Annotated in this window: 17 protein-coding genes; 7 read left to right on the forward strand and 10 right to left on the reverse strand. The window is 53.6% G+C overall.

Annotated elements, in window-relative coordinates:
* Positions 1-146 precede the first annotated feature (146 nt).
* Positions 147-2,081, reverse strand: a complete 1,935-nt coding sequence (gene yeaG / locus AL479_RS19610; RefSeq protein ID WP_043000926.1) for a protein kinase YeaG — start codon at positions 2,079-2,081, stop codon at positions 147-149.
* Positions 2,082-2,525: 444 nt separating this feature from the next.
* On the opposite strand from yeaG, the gene AL479_RS19615 reads away from it, so the two are divergent.
* A complete protein-coding gene (locus tag AL479_RS19615; protein WP_061077283.1) occupies positions 2,526-3,272 on the forward strand; it encodes a MipA/OmpV family protein in 747 nt (248 codons plus the stop codon).
* Between the two features lie 68 nt (positions 3,273-3,340).
* Here AL479_RS19615 and AL479_RS19620 read toward each other — a convergent pair whose 3' ends face one another.
* Both AL479_RS19620 and AL479_RS19625 read right to left on the reverse strand, forming a co-directional pair.
* Positions 3,341-3,844 (reverse strand): YbjP/YqhG family protein, encoded by a 504-nt coding sequence (locus AL479_RS19620; protein WP_061077284.1) that lies wholly within the window; start codon positions 3,842-3,844, stop codon positions 3,341-3,343.
* Entirely contained in the window at positions 3,844-4,212 is a 369-nt protein-coding gene (locus tag AL479_RS19625; protein WP_061077285.1) for a CHAP domain-containing protein, read from the reverse strand. Before AL479_RS19625 ends, AL479_RS19620 begins: the two co-directional genes overlap by 1 nt.
* 250 nt (positions 4,213-4,462) lie before the next feature.
* Between AL479_RS19625 and AL479_RS19630 the strand changes: the two genes are divergently transcribed.
* Positions 4,463-5,317: an aldo/keto reductase gene (locus tag AL479_RS19630; protein WP_061077286.1), complete on the forward strand. Its 855-nt coding sequence runs from the start codon at positions 4,463-4,465 to the stop codon at positions 5,315-5,317.
* 118 nt (positions 5,318-5,435) lie between these two features.
* On the opposite strand, the gene AL479_RS19635 is transcribed toward AL479_RS19630, so the two are convergent.
* A complete protein-coding gene (locus AL479_RS19635; RefSeq protein WP_061077287.1) occupies positions 5,436-6,323 on the reverse strand; it encodes a D-hexose-6-phosphate mutarotase in 888 nt (295 codons plus the stop codon).
* Between the two features lie 85 nt (positions 6,324-6,408).
* Complete coding sequence (gapA, locus tag AL479_RS19640; RefSeq protein WP_042319484.1) at positions 6,409-7,404, reverse strand: glyceraldehyde-3-phosphate dehydrogenase; 996 nt, start codon at positions 7,402-7,404, stop codon at positions 6,409-6,411.
* 343 nt (positions 7,405-7,747) lie between these two features.
* On the opposite strand from gapA, the gene msrB reads away from it, so the two are divergent.
* Positions 7,748-8,161 (forward strand): peptide-methionine (R)-S-oxide reductase MsrB, encoded by a 414-nt coding sequence (gene msrB / locus AL479_RS19645; protein WP_061078024.1) that lies wholly within the window; start codon positions 7,748-7,750, stop codon positions 8,159-8,161.
* A gap of 41 nt (positions 8,162-8,202) precedes the next feature.
* Entirely contained in the window at positions 8,203-8,478 is a 276-nt protein-coding gene (locus AL479_RS19650; RefSeq protein WP_061077288.1) for a YeaC family protein, read from the forward strand.
* A 52-nt stretch (positions 8,479-8,530) separates the two neighbouring features.
* Here the strand turns inward: AL479_RS19650 and yajD are convergent, their stop codons facing one another.
* The 5 genes from yajD to sppA all read right to left on the reverse strand — a co-directional run bounded on the left by yajD (position 8,531) and on the right by sppA (position 14,060).
* Positions 8,531-8,875, reverse strand: a complete 345-nt coding sequence (gene yajD, locus AL479_RS19655; RefSeq protein ID WP_042319478.1) for an HNH nuclease YajD — start codon at positions 8,873-8,875, stop codon at positions 8,531-8,533.
* A 165-nt stretch (positions 8,876-9,040) separates the two neighbouring features.
* Positions 9,041-10,294, reverse strand: a complete 1,254-nt coding sequence (locus AL479_RS19660) for a glycoside hydrolase family 18 protein (protein ID WP_061077289.1) — start codon at positions 10,292-10,294, stop codon at positions 9,041-9,043.
* A gap of 183 nt (positions 10,295-10,477) precedes the next feature.
* Complete coding sequence (gene pncA, locus AL479_RS19665) at positions 10,478-11,119, reverse strand: bifunctional nicotinamidase/pyrazinamidase (RefSeq protein WP_061077290.1); 642 nt, start codon at positions 11,117-11,119, stop codon at positions 10,478-10,480.
* A gap of 10 nt (positions 11,120-11,129) precedes the next feature.
* On the reverse strand, positions 11,130-12,146 hold the full coding sequence (gene ansA / locus AL479_RS19670) for an asparaginase (protein ID WP_061077291.1): 1,017 nt from the start codon (positions 12,144-12,146) through the stop codon (positions 11,130-11,132).
* Between the two features lie 57 nt (positions 12,147-12,203).
* Positions 12,204-14,060 carry a signal peptide peptidase SppA gene (gene sppA / locus AL479_RS19675; RefSeq protein ID WP_061077292.1) on the reverse strand — a complete coding sequence of 619 codons (1,857 nt, stop codon included), beginning with the start codon at positions 14,058-14,060 and terminating at the stop codon, positions 12,204-12,206.
* A 165-nt stretch (positions 14,061-14,225) separates the two neighbouring features.
* Here sppA and AL479_RS19680 point away from each other — a divergent pair, with 165 nt between their 5' ends.
* The 3 genes from AL479_RS19680 to topB all read left to right on the forward strand — a co-directional run bounded on the left by AL479_RS19680 (position 14,226) and on the right by topB (position 17,888).
* On the forward strand, positions 14,226-14,777 hold the full coding sequence (locus AL479_RS19680; RefSeq protein ID WP_061077293.1) for an NAD(P)H nitroreductase: 552 nt from the start codon (positions 14,226-14,228) through the stop codon (positions 14,775-14,777).
* Between the two features lie 116 nt (positions 14,778-14,893).
* Positions 14,894-15,937 (forward strand): selenide, water dikinase SelD, encoded by a 1,044-nt coding sequence (selD, locus tag AL479_RS19685; protein WP_061077294.1) that lies wholly within the window; start codon positions 14,894-14,896, stop codon positions 15,935-15,937.
* 4 nt (positions 15,938-15,941) lie between these two features.
* Positions 15,942-17,888 (forward strand): DNA topoisomerase III, encoded by a 1,947-nt coding sequence (topB, locus tag AL479_RS19690; RefSeq protein WP_061077295.1) that lies wholly within the window; start codon positions 15,942-15,944, stop codon positions 17,886-17,888.
* The last annotated feature ends 13 nt before the right edge of the window (positions 17,889-17,901 follow it).

A 17,901-nucleotide genomic window follows, 5' to 3' on the forward strand; every position in this document is an offset into this window, starting at 1 on the left:
GGCTGCATTCGCTCACCCCAGTCACGTACTTATGTACGCTCCTGGGGATTCACTCATTTGCCGCCTTGATACACCTTGAATGATTTTGCGTACAAACGAACTATTTGCCCGGTAAACGGAGAAAATCTTCCGGGTCATTTATGCTGTTAAGACGATTTACGTACGCGCAGATACCATTCGCACAGTAAACGCACCTGTTTACGGGTGTAGCCTTTCTCCATCATCCGGTCGACAAAGTCGTCGTGTTTCTTCTGCTCATCGGTCGAGGTTTTGGCATTGAACGAAATGACCGGCAGCAGCTCTTCGGTATTGGAGAACATTTTCTTCTCAATGACCGTGCGCAGTTTTTCATAGCTGGTCCAGTTTGGATTTCGTCCGCTGTTGTTAGCTCGCGCGCGCAGCACAAAGTTAACGATTTCATTACGGAAATCTTTCGGGTTGCTGATCCCTGCCGGTTTTTCAATTTTTTCCAGCTCCGCGTTCAGCGATTCACGGTCAAACAACTGGCCGGTATCCGGATCGCGGTACTCCTGATCCTGAATCCAGAAATCGGCATACGTGACATAGCGGTCGAAAATATTCTGTCCGTATTCCGAGTAGGATTCGAGATAAGCAGTCTGGATCTCTTTACCAATAAACTCGGCGTATTTCGGGATCAGATAGCCTTTCAGGAACTCGAGATAGCGTTCAGCCTGCTCCTGCGGGAACTGTTCACGCTCGATCTGCTGTTCCAGTACATAGAACAGATGAACCGGGTTCGCCGCGACCTCGACATGGTCAAAGTTAAAGACGCGCGAGAGGATCTTAAACGCAAAACGGGTCGACAGACCGTTCATCCCTTCATCGACGCCGGAGTAGTCGCGATATTCCTGATACGACTTCGCTTTCGGATCGGTATCTTTCAGACTCTCGCCGTCATAGACGCGCATTTTCGAGTAGATACTCGAGTTTTCCGGATCTTTCAGGCGGGAGAGAATCGAGAAACGCGCCAGCGTTTCCAGGGTTCCCGGCGCGCAGGGCGCATGTGTCAGTTCGCTGTGGTTAAGTAATTTCTCGTAGATTTTGATCTCTTCGGAAATGCGTAAGCAGTACGGTACCTTCACGATGTAGACACGGTCGAGGAAGGCTTCGTTGTTTTTGTTGTTACGGAACGTCACCCATTCCGATTCGTTCGAGTGGGCGAGAATGATGCCGTTAAACGGCAGGGCGGAGATCCCCTCGGTGCCGTTGTAGTTACCTTCCTGAGTGGCGGTCAGCAGCGGATGCAGCACTTTAATCGGTGCTTTAAACATCTCGACGAATTCCATGATCCCCTGGTTGGCCCGGCACAACGCGCCGGAATAGCCATACGCGTCCGGATCGTTTTGGGCATGGTGTTCGAGTTTTCGAATATCCACTTTCCCGACCAGCGCGGAGATGTCCTGATTGTTCTCATCGCCGGGTTCCGTTTTGGCAATCGCGATTTGCGCAAGAATCGACGGCCAGACTTTCACCACGCGGAATTTGGTGATATCCCCGCCAAACTCATGCAGGCGTTTGGCGGCCCACGGCGACATAATAGTGCCGAGATAACGGCGCGGAATGCCGTACTCTTTTTCCAGAATCTGGGTATCTTCCTGCGGATTAAACAGGCACAACGGATGATCGTTCACCGGACTGCGTTCGCCGTTGGCGCTCAGCACATAAATCGGGACACGCTGCATCAACGACTTCAGTCGTTCGGCAAGCGACGATTTCCCGCCCCCTACAGGCCCCAACAGATACAAAATCTGTTTCTTCTCTTCCAGCCCCTGAGCCGCGTGTTTCAGATAAGAGACAATCTGTTCGATCGCGTCTTCCATGCCGTAAAACTCTTCAAACGCCGGATAACGTGCAATAACCCGGTTGGAGAAGAGGCGAGAAAGTCGGGGTTCCTGGGCAGTGTCGACCATGACGGGCTCACCAATAGCCATCAATAGCCGTTCTGCCGCGTTGGCATAAGCACTGCGATCTTGCCGACAAGTGGTAAGAAATTCCTGCAGTGTGAACTCTTCGTCCTTGGCAGCTTCATAACGCTGGCGATAGTGATCGAATATATTCATGATATGCCGTCCTTTCGTTTTTTAGCACAGGTTAAGAGCCGTTCATATGAATAGTAGAGGCTCCCGGAAGAGGTAGACTGAACGACGTCATTTACTGTCTCGTATCTAAAAAACAGCAACTCTCATGCCAGCTTGCGCAGCGTGAGACCAACGTGCCCGGCGATACAACTTCTAAATTAAAGCGTAGATGGCATTTGCAAAACTTGCATGCACCCACAAATGATTTTCAATGGCATATCAATAACTCATCCGCAAAAAGTGCATAGCGAGTGTAAATAATGCCGCGGGAGATCACACAGTTTTCACCCCACTGTAAGCAGAGCGTCATCTCAGCCTGCAAAATTAGACGGTTACATTCTTTTATTAATTTGTAAAATGGTTGGGTTGTAACGTATTGGCGGTTACACTTTTGCCGCTGAACATTTGAATAAGGAAAGATGGATTGTGACCAAACTCAAACTTCTGGCACTTGGCGTGTTAATCGCATCGTCAGCTACCGTGGCGCACGCTGAAAGCAACCTGACGCTTGGCGCTGGCGTTGGTGTGGTTGAACACCCATATAAAGATTACGACGCGGATGTTTATCCGGTTCCGGTGATTAATTACGAAGGCGACAACTTCTGGTTCCATGGTCTGGGTGGTGGATACTACCTGTGGAACGACACCGCAGATAAGTTATCGATCACCGCCTACTGGTCCCCGATGTATTTCAAACCGGGTGACAGCGACGATCGTCAGATGCGTCGTCTTGATAAGCGTAAGAGCACCATGATGGCGGGCTTATCGTACGTTCACAACACCGAATACGGTTTCCTGCGTACCACGCTCGCCGGGGATACGCTGGACAACAGCAACGGCATCGTCTGGGATCTGGCCTGGTTGTACCGCTATACCAACGGCGGCCTGACCCTGACACCGGGTATCGGTGTGGAGTGGAACAGTGAAAACCAGAACGACTACTACTACGGCGTGTCACGTAAAGAGTCCGCTCGCAGTGGTATGCGTGGTTATAACCCGGACGACAGCTGGAATCCGTATCTGGAACTGAGCGCGAACTACAACTTCCTCGGTGACTGGAGCGTTTACGGTGTTGCACGCTACACCCGTCTGTCTGATGAAATTACCGACAGCCCGATGGTGGACAAATCCTGGACTGGCCTGATTTCAACCGGGATCACCTATAAGTTCTGATTGTGCATTATCACAGTGCAATCGATAAAAGCCCCAAAGCCCGCTGTGCGGGCTTTTTTGTCACTGAGTCATTCGACCTCTTTGGCATGTTGCTTTGCTTTTTCAATAGACTGCCTGTCAAAAATAAAGTGCTCATAGCCATCGGTGACGTTTTTGACTCTGTAGATTTTCCATCTCCGATCTTCTTTTTTCAGGTAGACGCCTATCTGATAGGTTTTGTCGTTTTCGCATCCAAGCCAAACAGTAACGTATTTACTACCGTCAACATCTTGTGCTTTGCCCACCTTCAATGAAGGGATCCAGTCGACCGAATAGTCCTGCGCGTACGTATAATAGTCAGAGTCGATGATTTCTTGCTCATAAATATGTGAAATAACATCAAGTTGAGTTAACGTTTCGCGGGAGACGTATTCATGCATTTTCTCAGGATCTGGCTTTATTTTGCCAGGGCTATTGGCAAAAACAGGTAAATAGTAGTGATAAAAATCAGCTACGCGTTTTTCAGCATCATTGTTTCCTGAAACGCAGGACGTGAGTAAATACACCATGGATACGATAAAAAAGAGGCGCATTAATTTTTCCTGTACATTTGATAAGGCGGTTTCGATGAGCGATAGCCAGGACCTCCCCAGAAGTCCCTTTGTTTGAAGTCAGAGTACCAGTCCTGACCATCGAATATCGCCATGTGGCCAGCGGCATGTCCGCCTTTATATGGCTGGATAACGACAACGTCACCAGCCTGAGGGGGCTGTGTTGGTGCTATTTTTCTAAAGCCTGCTGCCTCCAGCATTGATCCGTAATCTTTAGCATTATGTGTATTGGTCACAATAACCCCACCCGCTTGAATAGCTTTACGCACGTATGTTGCGCAGTTATTGGTTGGACCCGGTTCGGCGTGGCTTCTTGCCCAGTTTCCAGCATTTCTGGTATTCCATCCCATAAAGTATTATCCGTAGTAAAGATGTGGGATAACCAGTAGACACCTTGATTAATTAGCATGGTTAATCATTTTGTGCCGGATGGTATTATGGGGATGATCCTGAAAAATATTGTCCAACATAAAAAGAGCTTCCCTGGAAGTGTGAATATGCCTAAGTTTTAACCGAGCCTTGGGAGTGCAATCTGTGCATCAAAACAGGGCGCTTGCGCCCTGTTTTGCTTTACGGTGGTGCACAACAAAGGAGAATGTGATGACAGATAAACAGGTTGTCTTCGCCGGTGACGTTGTTCTGCCTGCGATCGGGCAGGGGACATGGTACATGGGGGAAAATGCCGGTCACCGCCGGGCGGAAGTGTCTGCACTTCGCGCGGGCGTGGATCTGGGGCTGACGCTCATCGATACCGCTGAAATGTATGCCGATGGCGGCGCAGAAGAGGTGGTTGGTGAGGCGCTGAACGGACTGCGTGAACGCGTGTTCCTGGTGTCGAAGGTCTACCCGTGGAACGCGGGTGGGCAAAAGGCGATTGCCGCCTGCGAGGCCAGTCTGCGTCGTCTGAAAACCGACTATCTGGATCTCTATTTATTGCACTGGTCAGGCAATTTCTCCTTTGCCGAGACGGTCGAAGCAATGGAAACCCTGATTGCTCAGGGTAAAATTCGTCGCTGGGGGGTGTCCAATCTTGACGTCGACGATATGCAGGCGCTGTGGCAGATCCCGGGCGGCAGGCAGTGCGCGACCAATCAGGTGCTGTATCATCTGGCTTCACGCGGCATTGAATACGATTTGTTACCGTGGTGTCAGCAACATCATCTTCCCGTAATGGCTTACAGCCCGTTGGCGCAGGCCGGGCGTTTACGCAGCGGTTTACTGAATCATCCGGTGGTCAATGAGATCGCGCATGCGCACAATGCATCGGCAGCGCAGATCCTGCTGGCATGGGTCATCAGTCATCACGGGGTGATGGCGATTCCGAAAGCGGCAAGTGTGGAGCATGTGCAGCAAAATGCGGCGGCGCTGAGCATGACGCTTTCCGCTCAGGAACTCGCCGCACTGGATAAGGCGTATCCCGCGCCGAGAGGCAAAACGGCGCTGGATATGGTGTGACGATATCCGGTTTTGACCCGCAGGCCAGATAGGATGCGCAGGCATCGCCATCCGGCAAACAATGCCTGATGGCGACTGACGCCTTATCCGGCCTGTGATGTCTCAACCGCAATCATTCTTAGACCTTCGCAACGCGAATGGTTTGCGCCAGGCGGGAAGGTTTTTCTTCGGTGGTCTTCTGTGCGGCGGTGGCATACGCCGTTTCCACGCACACAAAGGTTTTGTAGCCATCGTCCGGCATATCGCCCATGCTCACAGACAGCGCCGGGCCAGGGTTCCAGCCAACCACGTTGAGGTGGTGATGGTGCACAACGTCGATGTTGCGGTTCAGTGCGCCATCGTGAATCACGCTGCAGGCTTCCGGGTTCAGGTAAACACGGTCGGTACGATCCGGGAAGGTCTGTACGCCATCGGACAGTACATCTTCTTTGGCGTTGTTCACTTTATCGATGAAGCGATCGCCCAGACCGCTGACTTTCACCGCCGCGATATCGCCAACGTTGAAATAGGTATGCAGCGCGGAGGTCGTTTCAAATTCACCGTGCGCTTCCAGTTCAATCTCGCAGGTTTTGCCCACTTTAAAGCGCGCCAGCAGGGTGAAATCATGCGGCCACAGTTTCAGTGTCTCTTCATTGCTTTGCAGTTCAAACGTCAGCACTGCGCCGTTGTCGTCTTCATTATGGGCTTTCAGCGTCCACGGCAGGTTACGGGCGAAGCCGTGAGAGGGCAGTCCTTGCTGTGCCGCCGGACCAAACCACGGCCAGCAAATCGGCACGCCGCCGCGCAGCGCGACGCCATTTTTAAACGGTGTATTATTGCTCAACCACAGAACCTCTTCTTCTTCTCCGGCTGGTTTCCAGGAGAGCAGGTGCGCGCCCTGTAACGCGAAAGACGCTTTTACCTGCGGGTGGTCGACGACGATCAGGTCCAGCTCGTCGAGCTGACGGCGGGAGAGGACAGGGGTAATGTGTTCGATTACCGGAAGTGCAAAAATTTCATTAATCATGATGCAATCCTTGATTCAACCGTAGCGAAAAGCCATAAAAAAAGGCGACCGAAGTCGCCTTTTTGGATCAGTTTCTCATCTCAACTTATTTGGAGATGTGAGCGATCAGGTCCAGAACTTTGTTGGAGTAACCTGTTTCGTTGTCGTACCAGGAAACCAGTTTCACGAAGTTGTCGTTCAGAGCGATACCCGCTTTAGCATCGAACACGGAAGTGCAAACTTCGCCGTTGAAATCGGTAGATACAACGTCGTCTTCGGTGTAGCCCAGAACGCCTTTCATCGGGCCTTCGGAAGCGGCTTTGATAGCTTTCTTAATGTCTTCGTAAGAAGCGGCTTTTTCCAGACGAACGGTCAGGTCAACAACGGATACGTTCGGAGTTGGAACGCGGAACGCCATACCAGTCAGTTTGCCATTCAGTTCTGGCAGAACTTTACCTACCGCTTTAGCAGCGCCGGTAGAGGACGGGATGATGTTCTGAGCCGCGCCACGGCCGCCGCGCCAGTCTTTGTGAGACGGGCCATCAACGGTTTTCTGAGTAGCGGTGGTTGCGTGAACAGTGGTCATCAGACCTTCGATGATGCCGAAGTTGTCGTTGATCACTTTTGCCAGCGGAGCCAGGCAGTTGGTGGTGCAGGATGCGTTGGAAACGATGTCCTGGCCAGCATATTTGTCAAAGTTAGCGCCTTTAACAAACATCGGGGTGTCATCTTTAGACGGACCAGTCAGTACGACTTTTTTCGCGCCAGCAGTGATGTGCTTACGAGCAGTCTCGTCGGTCAGGAAGATACCGGTCGCTTCAGCCACTACGTCAACACCAACTTCGTCCCATTTCAGGTTAGCCGGATCGCGTTCAGCGGTAACACGGATTTTTTTACCGTTAACGATCAGATGACCGTCTTTCACTTCAACGGTACCGTCAAAACGGCCGTGAGTGGAGTCATATTTCAGCATGTAAGCCATGTATTCAGCGTCTAACAGGTCGTTGATTGCAACGATCTCGATGTCAGAACGTTTCTGAGCAGCACGGAAAACAATGCGACCGATACGGCCAAAACCGTTGATACCTACTTTGATAGTCATATATTCCACCAGCTATTTGTTAGTGAATAAAAGGTTGCCTGTAAAATTACAAAAACCTTACGCAGCGTCAAGCGGAATCGTGTCAATCATTGCGACAAATCAATCCTCTGTACAAGCTTTGCACGGCTGACTCGCCTCACTCTTCCATTGGGCTTGAAACCACATGGGGGCGGCGCCCCGAATTTTAAAGGGCAACTGAGATAAAAATGTGATTTGCATCACGATTCACAAGCTGCCATTTCGCAAGGATCAAGTTTAGAACAAAAGTCTGCACTGAGGTGTTAATGTTTTGTTAGAATCTGTCGCGCAATGTCAGCGTCATGAAAAGTGAGATGTGAGCAAAATGGCGAACAAACCTTCTGCAGAAGATCTGAAAAAAAACCTGTCTGAAATGCAGTTCTACGTGACGCAGAATCACGGCACAGAACCGCCATTTACCGGGCAGTTGCTGCATAACAAGCGTGACGGCGTTTATCACTGTTTGATCTGCGATGCGCCGTTGTTTACCTCCCAGTCCAAATACGATTCCGGCTGCGGCTGGCCCAGCTTCTACGAGCCGGTAAGTGAAGAGTCGATCCGTTATATCAAGGACTTTTCACACGGTATGCAACGCATTGAAATTCGCTGTGGAAACTGCGATGCGCATCTGGGGCACGTCTTCCCCGATGGCCCGCAACCCACCGGCGAACGTTACTGCGTCAATTCAGCTTCTCTGAGCTTCATTGACGACGAAAACGGTGACCAGACGAAAGGTTGAAAAAACGATTCAGCAAATTATTCCATAGGAGCGGACTTATCATGAATCTTGATGAGATAGTTAACAGCATGACGCCGGAAGTGTATCAGCGTTTATCCACCGCCGTTGAACTGGGAAAATGGCCGGATGGCGTCGCGCTGACCCCGGAGCAAAAAGATAACAGTCTGCAACTGGTGATGCTCTGGCAGGCGCGCCACAATACGGATGCTCAACATATGACGATCGACACCAATGGGCAGATGGTGATGAAGAGCAAACAGCAGCTGAAAGTGGATTTCGGTATTACGCCAGAACCGATTGTGACGTTCAAATCCTGATAGCGCGCAATGGGCCCGGCATTCCGTCGCGCGGCCGGGCTAACGTGGCGGATTATTTTTTATTCAGCATGGCTTTCAGGTCGGCGAAAGGGTTGTACGTGGCTTCGCCGACGCTCTTTTGCGCATCCTCGCCCGCGACCACCGTAGAGCCATACTGGTCGGCTTCCGTATATTTGGAATGCTCATGATCGTGGCAGTACAGGCACAACATCTCCCAGTTGCTGCCATCTTCCGGGTTATTGGAATGATCGTGATCGATATGGTGCACCGTCAGTTCGCGAAGGTTTGAGTAAACAAACTCGCGGGAGCAGCGACCGCAGACCCACGGGAAGAGTTTCAGCGCCTTTTCCCGGTAGCCTACTTCCAGACGGGCGTAATTTTTAGGGATAAAAGCCATACAATCCCATGCCTCCAGTTGAAAATGAAACGTGGCGTCAAACGCTGACGCAACGGGTTGGAGCCATCATAACCGATCCCGTTTCGCGTGACACACCTCATCCCACCGGTTCCGAAAAAAATGCCCCATGCGGACGCACAGGGCATGTTCAGTCAAGGACGGTGCTTAGTGCGTAATGTCTAAGGATTCCGCCAGTTGCTTCGCGAGCTGGTTATTGTCGTCCGCGCCGTACTCCCAGAACATCGCTCCCGCCAGTCCACGCTTCTTGATGTAATCCGCTTTGATTGCCACCGAGCGGGGATTCTCATAAGAGAGGGCAAACAGCGGTTTACCATCAGCCGACTGAACGGACAGCCATGGCACTTTCGCCTGATCGTCCCAGTGCTCGGTAAACCGTTTCTGCGGATCGTTCAGGAACGTTTTGACGATGTCGTTATATTTCACGTAGGTGTCTTTGGTCAGATCGACTCCCAGTGATTTAAACAGTGCGATTTCCTGCTCGCCAAAGTAGGGTTGCGTGACGGGATTTTTTTGCGCGTCCGGTTTTGTCCAGTCAATTCCGGGCTCTACAGAACGTTTGGGAACACGGCCATAAAAACCAATCCCCAGATTCATTTGTCGGGGCTTCAGTCCGGCGGCCAGGTAGTTGTTGACCACAAAGTCGACGCTGTATTTATCGGCCGTCGCGACGGTTGGCCAGTCTTTAGAATCATACAGGTTGGCGTTGAAATACTGCGTTCCGTAGGCCATGTCATAGGTCATCAGATTGATGTAATCGAGCAGCGGTGCAATCGCCTTCACGTCCACCCAGCTTTTCGGACTTTCCGCATTGGCCCCGACGGCAATGGTCACCAGTTTCTGATTGCCGACTGCCTGACGCAGTTCTTTCAGCAGCAGTGTGAAGTTCTCGCGGTCGGCAGGCTGACTGGCGACCAGTCCCCAGGCGCCGTTAACCGGATATTCCCAGTCCAGATCGATACCGTCGAGACCGTATTTCTGCATAACCTCCATCGCGGACTGGATAAACACGGCGCGTGTCTCCGGCGTTGCGGCAGCGCCAGAAAATCCGCGCGCCCCCCAGCCGCCAACAGAAAGCAGGACTTTCAGCTGTGGGTTCTGTTTACGCAGTACCGGGATCAGGGCAAGGTCAGACTCCACTTTTGGCGACAGCCAGATCTGATGCAATTTCGTAGGATCTTTCAGCGCGGCGTTGGTTTCGTCTTTCTCAGCGTTGTAAATCAGGCCGAATGAGTAGTTAAGGTGGGTAATCTGGCGGACATCCAGGGTGTTGATATCGCCGCCGGGTCCGGCGGTAACATCTCCGCCGCCGTTGAAGTAGCCGACGGACATCATGGAACTGGCGGACGCGACAGATGCGCAAAGCAAGGGTAATGCTGCCAACAATGGCAAACGTTTCATAGCTAATCCTCTTTGACATTAAAAATCAAAAGCAAACACGCCACGGAAATGGCGTGGCGAAAAAACAGCCATCCAAGCGTAGCACCTGTGCAGAGTCACTGCCGGTTTGAGTTCATTTTATGTGACGGAAGGGAAAAGATTTTTTCGCCGGATGACAAGGCAGGCCATCATCCGGCGGGAGGTTTAGCGCTGAGTTTCTTCCCAGTCAGCGAGGGTATACAACGTAGCGCCTGCCGCTGCCATCTCCATGAAGGCATGGGCACTGTCCTGTGGCTGAATGTTCACGCCGCGACAGCCGTCGGTAATGACATTCACCGTATAACCCAGTTGCAGCGCATCCAGCACCGTAAACTTGACGCAATAGTCGGTCGCCAGTCCCATAACGATCAGCGCATTCACGTCATGCTGGCGAAGCCACGCATCCAGCCCGGTTTTCTGCCGGCGTCCATTATCAAAAAAGGCGCTATAGCTGTCGACCAGTGGGTTCTCGCCCTTATGAAAAACGGCCTCTATCGCCTTGCGGTTCAGCAACGGATGAAACGCCGCGCCGTCGGTCTCCTGCACGCAGTGATCGGGCCAGAAGGTTTGCGCCAGACCGTCCAGTGTCCCTTGGCTGTAGGGCTGAGCCTGATGCTGACTGGCGAAACTGCCGTGGTTCGCAGGGTGCCAGTCCTGGCTTGCGATTACCGCATCGCCACGGGTCTGGCACCAGGTAATCAGCTGGTTTGCGATATCAACGGTACTGTCGCCCTCCGGGACCGCCAGCGCGCCGCCGGCGCAGAAATCGTTTTGTAAATCGACCAGTAATAGCGCACGGTGTGTCATCAGATCCTCCTCAGTCGTCCGGCGTGAGTTCACCACGCAGGTTTTGCGTCATCGCTTTGCGAATTGCATCCGTATCCAGCCCTTTGCTGAGCAGATAATGCAGTTTGGTCAGGGTGGCTTCAACGGTCATATCCGCACCGCCAATGACGCCAGCATGTGCAAGGGCATTGCCGGTGGCATAGCCGCCCATGTTCACTTTCCCTGACATGCACTGCGTGAGGTTAACAACCACGATGCCGCGCTTGCTGGCTTCGCTAAGCTCTTTCAGGAACTCTTTATTCTGCGGCGCATTACCGACGCCATAAGAACGCAGAATCAGCGCTTTTACCGGCTGGCGCAGGAAGTTGCGCACCACATCGGCGGAGATTCCTGGATAAATGGTGACGACCCCAATGGGTTGCGGCGTGATCGGATGAACAATCAGTTCACCTTCACTACGGGGCGCCGGTGGCGTCCCCAGACGGCGGATGTGGATACCCGCTTCGAGCAGCGGCTGGAGGTTAGGGGAGGCGAAAGCGTCAAAGCCGTCAGCATGCGCCTTTGTCGTGCGGTTGCCGCGAAACAGACGGTTGTTAAAGAACAGGGTAACTTCGTTGATCGGATAATTTGCCGCGACGTAAAGCGCGTTGAGCAGATTGATTTGTCCGTCAGAACGCAGCTCCGCCAGTGGAATTTGTGACCCTGTCACAATCACCGGTTTACCCAGATTCTCCAGCATGAATGAGAGCGCAGAAGCGGTAAACGCCATGGTGTCGGTGCCGTGCAGGATCACAAAACCATCGTACTCATCGTAATGGGTTTTGATGTCATCGGCGATATGCTGCCAGTCCTCCGGCGTCATATCTGACGAATCCATCAGCGGGGCATATTCATGAATAGTGAAGTCGGGCATTTCAGGACGATGGAATTCAGGCATCAGCGCCAGCTGGCGCTGAAGGTGTCCGGAGACCGGGATGTAACCCTGTTCGGAGCGCTGCATACCAATGGTCCCGCCGGTATAGGCAACGTAAATCGATTTCTTCTGCATGGCTAGTATCTTGTTGCTCAGAGAAAACGCCCTCTTCGCAGGAAGAGGGCGTGAGGATTAACGCACGTTCGCGCAGGTCAGACAGAACGCATAACGGTTTTGCGGATCGTTGAACGCGGCGAGCTTATCGCTTTCCGCTTTGACCGTACTGGCCGCTGAGGCCAGCGGCGCAGGAAGCATCGCCTGAATCGCCTGCGGCAGCATGGCGCGGACAGAACCTGACATGCCGTCCATGATCATATCGAAGAAGGTCGGCTCATCCTGATAATAGTCGATATGCCATTCTTTGAGTTTTGCCAGTTCCGCCGCTTTAGCCACCGCATCGTCGAAGTCGCCCAGGCTGTCGACCAGACCGTTCGCTTTCGCGTCCTGACCGGTCCAGACGTGGCCCTGCGCGATTTTATCAATCTGCTCAGGCGTGGATTTACGCGCCTGCGCCACCAGAGTGATAAAGCGCTTATAGCCATTCTCAATGCTCAGTTGCATCATCTGCTGCGCTTCCGGCGGCAGGGCTTTGGTCAGTGAAATATCAGCCAGCGGTGAGGTCGCGACGCCGTCGGTGTGTACGCCAATCGAGTCAAGACTGTTCTCAACGGTGTTAATCACACCGAAGATGCCAATTGAACCGGTCAGCGTGCTTGGGTTGGCCACAATGTAACTGGCCGGTGTAGAGATCCAGTAACCTCCAGAAGCGGCCATTCCGCCCATCGATACGACCACCGGTTTACCGGCAGCACGTGCGGCGGCCAGTTCCGAACGAATCACTTCCGACGCCGTCACGCTGCCGCCAGGGCTGTTGACGCGCAGAACAATGGCTTTCACTTTTGGATCCAGACGCGCATCGCGAATTTGCGAGGCGGTGGTATCCCCGCCGACGTTCCCCGGTGTTTCTTCACCATCCATGATAGCGCCGTTGGCAAAGACCACGCCGATGGAGCTACCCGTATCCGCAGGCGGATTGAGCGTATAGTCGTAGTAGCTGATCGCGCGATAGTTATTTTCGGCTTTGCTCCAGCCAAACTGTTTCGTCAGCGCTTTTTCCACTTCGGCGCTGGAAAGCAGGGCGTCGACCAGCTTGCTGTCGAGCGCATACTTCGCCGTATCGCCATCGGCTTTCGTCAGCGCATCCAGAACGCCCTGAGCGCCAGGGAAGACTTGCTCAGCCGGGATTTGACGGTTGGCGGCAATGGTATTCAGGTAGTTCTGCCACAGCTCGCCAATCCAGCGGCTGTCCGCTTCCCGCGCCGCAGGCGACATGTCGTCACGAATAAACGGCTCGACAGCCGATTTGTAGGTGCCCACGCGGAACACATGGGTAGACACTTTCAGCTTATCCAGCAGGGATTTGTAATACAGTCCGTTAGTGGCAAAGCCGTGGATATCAACGGAACCCTGCGGCGAGAGCCAGATTTTATTGGCGAAGCTGGCGAGGTAATACTGACCCTGACTAAAGTTATCGCCGACGGCATAGACCGGCTTACCGCTGTCGCGGAATTCACGCAGCGCTTTACCGATATACTGCATTGACGGCTGATCGGCGCCGGCGAAGTTCTTCAGGTCCATCACAATACCGGTGATATTGCGATCGTCTTTGGCCTGACGAATGGTATTGACGATATCGAACAGGGAGTTTTCCTGTAAGCGGTCGGAACTGGCGCCCAGCAGTTGACGGCTGAGAACGCCAAGACGACTGGTACTGGACGGTTTATCGACGATCACCCCGGAAATATCTAACATCAGGGCACCGCGACCGACTTTATCGCTGGTGTTATTACTGCTGACCTGCATCCAGATCCCGACACCCACCAGGACCAGGAAGATAAAGAACAGGTTAAGCACCATCTCGCGGACAAAATTAAGCAGTCGCCACGTCCATTTAAAAAAACCGGCAATGAATCGCCACAGGGTTCGCATGTATTCTCCCTACCGTTACCAATACTACACCTGAGTCAGGCGTATGAGATGTGGCTATCCTAATGACCCTGCCGTCTCTTGTCAGCAGGAATCACCGTCGGCGCTGTAACAAAATCTGCTCTCGTGTTAATTTTGTGAATATTCACCCTGACAGGAGTTAACCAAATGGATGCACTTGAATTACTTGTTAACCGCCGTAGCGCCTCTCGCCTGGCCGAGCCTGCACCTGCCGGTGAGCAACTGCAAAATATTCTCCGTGCGGGCATGCGCGCGCCGGATCATAAGACCCTGCAACCGTGGCACTTCTTCGTTATTGAAGGCGAAGGGCGCGAACGCTTCAGCGCGGTGCTGGAAAAGGGGGCGATTGCCGCCGGTAGCGATGAAAAAGGGATCGAAAAAGCGCGTAGCGCACCGTTTCGCGCGCCGCTTATCATCACCGTGGTCGCGAAATGCGATGAAAATCATAAGGTCCCGGTCTGGGAGCAGGAAATGTCCGCGGGTTGCGCGGTGATGGCGATGCAAATGGCGGCCATCGCACAGGGCTTTGGCGGGATCTGGCGTAGCGGAGCATTAACCGACAGTCCGGTGGTGCGCGACGCGTTTGACTGTCGCCCGCACGACAAGATCGTTGGTTTCCTCTACCTCGGTACCCCACAACTGAAAGCCTCAACCACCATCAGCGTGCCGGATACCGCGCCTTTCGTGACGAAATTTTAGTTAATCAGGCTAAACTGTCTGGATTCTGAGCAAAGACGCCGGAATTCGGACACTCTCTCTTATCACTTCATGGAATGAGCGCTACCATAGCCTGATTGCAATGACAGGAGATGTCCATGAGCGAGCATGCTATTCGTTTAACACAGTACAGCCACGGAGCGGGTTGTGGTTGTAAAATTTCCCCGAAAGTGCTGGAAACCATCCTGCACAGTGAGCAGGCGAAGTTTGTCGACCCGAACCTGCTTGTGGGAAATGAAACCCGCGACGACGCGGCGGTGTACGATCTGGGCAATGGTACCAGCGTTATCAGTACCACCGACTTCTTTATGCCGATTGTCGATAATCCGTTTGATTTTGGTCGCATTGCGGCGACCAACGCCATTAGCGATATTTTCGCGATGGGCGGCAAACCGATTATGGCGATCGCGATCCTCGGCTGGCCTATCAGCAAACTGTCGCCGGAAATCGCTCGCGAAGTGACTGAAGGCGGACGCTTTGCCTGTCGTCAGGCGGGCATTGCGCTGGCGGGCGGCCACTCGATTGACGCGCCGGAGCCGATCTTCGGTCTGGCCGTGACCGGTATTGTCCCCACTGAGCGGGTGAAGAAAAACAGCACCGCCGAGGCCGGTTGTAAACTGTTCCTGACCAAACCGCTAGGCATCGGCGTGTTGACCACCGCAGAGAAAAAATCGCTGCTGAAACCTGAACATCAGGGGCTGGCGACGGAAGTCATGTGCCGGATGAACATTGCCGGGGCGTCATTTGCCAACATCGACGGCGTGAAAGCGATGACCGATGTGACCGGTTTTGGTCTGCTGGGCCACCTCAGCGAGATGTGCCAGGGTGCAGGCGTACAGGCGCGAATCTGCTACCAGGACATCCCTAAACTGCCGGGCGTGGAAGAGTACATCCGCCTGGGCGCCGTACCGGGCGGCACCGAGCGTAACTTTGCCAGCTACGGCCACCTGATGGGGGAAATGCCGCAGGCGGTGCGCTCCCTGCTTTGCGATCCACAAACGTCCGGCGGCCTGCTGCTGGCGGTAACACCAGAGGCCGAAGCAGAAGTGAAAGCCACCGCCGCCGAATTTGGTATCGATCTGACGGCGATTGGTGAACTGGTTGATGCCCGTGGCGGTCGCGCCATGGTTGAGATCCGTTAATCCAATGCGGTTGTTTATTGCCGAAAAGCCGAGTCTGGCGCGTGCCATTGCCGATGTGTTGCCTAAACCGCACCGCAAGGGCGATGGCTTTATTGAATGCGGTAACGGTCAGGTGGTGACCTGGTGTATTGGTCACCTGCTTGAACAGGCGCAGCCTGATGTCTATGACAGTCGTTACGCGCGCTGGAATCTGGCCGATCTGCCGATCGTGCCGGAAAAGTGGCAATTGCAGCCGCGTCCTTCCGTGACTAAACAGCTCAACGTGATCAAGCGTTTTCTGCATGAGGCCAGTGAGGTTATCCATGCCGGAGACCCGGATCGCGAGGGGCAACTGCTGGTGGACGAGGTGCTGGATTACCTGCAACTGGCGCCGGAAAAGCGTCATCAGGTACAGCGCTGTCTGATTAACGATCTCAACCCACAGGCCGTTGAACGTGCGATTGAACGTCTGCGCTCAAACAGCGAATTCGTGCCGTTGTGCGTGTCGGCCCTGGCCCGCGCCCGCGCGGACTGGCTGTATGGCATCAACATGACCCGTGCGTATACCATTCTCGGGCGTAACGCCGGGTATCAGGGGGTGCTCTCCGTCGGGCGCGTACAGACACCGGTGCTCGGGCTGGTTGTCCGCCGGGACGAAGAGATCGAGAACTTCGTTGCCAAAGATTTTTTTGAAGTGAAAGCACATATCGTGACCCCTGCGGATGAACGCTTCACCGCGATCTGGCAGCCGAGCGAAGCGTGCGAACCCTATCAGGACGAAGAGGGGCGATTATTACACCGTCCGCTGGCTGAGCATGTGGTCAACCGCATCAACGGCCAACCGGCGATGGTCACCAGCTATAACGATAAACGAGAATCAGAATCCGCGCCGCTACCGTTCTCGCTGTCAGCCTTACAGATTGAAGCGGCGAAACGCTTTGGCCTGAGCGCGCAGAACGTGCTCGACATCTGCCAGAAGCTGTATGAAACCCACAAACTGATTACCTATCCGCGTTCTGACTGTCGCTATCTGCCGGAAGAGCACTTTGCTGGACGGCACGCGGTGATGAACGCCATCGGCGTGCATGCGCCGGATCTGCTGCCGCAACCGGCGGTAAATCCCGATACCCGTAATCGCTGCTGGGACGATAAAAAGGTTGATGCCCACCACGCTATTATTCCTACTGCGCGCAGCAACAGTATTAATCTGACGGACAATGAAGCGAAGGTATACAACCTGGTAGCCCGTCAATACCTGATGCAATTCTGCCCGGATGCGGTATTCCGTAAATGCGTGATTGAACTGGATATCGCGAAGGGTAAATTCGTCGCAAAGGCCCGGTTCCTTGCCGAAGCGGGCTGGCGAACGCTGCTGGGCAGTAAAGAGCGGGATGAAGAGAACGACGGCACGCCGCTGCCGGTGGTAGCGAAAGACGATGAACTGCTGTGCGAAAAGGGCGAAGTGGTTGAACGTCAGACCCAGCCGCCGCGCCATTTTACCGATGCCACGCTGCTGTCGGCGATGACCGGGATTGCGCGCTTCGTTCAGGATAAAGATCTGAAAAAGATCCTCCGCGCAACGGACGGGTTGGGCACCGAGGCCACCCGCGCCGGGATCATCGAACTGCTGTTTAAGCGCGGTTTTCTGATCAAAAAAGGGCGTTATATCCACTCTACCGATGCCGGAAAAGCGCTGTTCCACTCCCTGCCGGAGATGGCGACCCGTCCGGATATGACTGCTCACTGGGAGTCAATTCTGACGCAAATCAGCGAAAAACAGTGCCGCTATCAGGATTTCATGCAGCCGCTGGTGGGGACGCTGTATCAGCTGATCGATCAGGCGCGGAGTACGCCGGTACGTCGCTTCCGTGGCATTGTGGCGCCAGGCGGTGACGGCGGAGAGAAGAAGAAGAGCGCGCCTCGTAAACGCGCGGCGAAAAAAAGCCCGCCATCAGCAGAGGCGGGCCTGTAATTCGGTTTGCAGG

Source organism: Citrobacter amalonaticus (assembly GCF_001559075.2).
GTDB classification, from domain to species: domain Bacteria; phylum Pseudomonadota; class Gammaproteobacteria; order Enterobacterales; family Enterobacteriaceae; genus Citrobacter_A; species Citrobacter_A amalonaticus_F.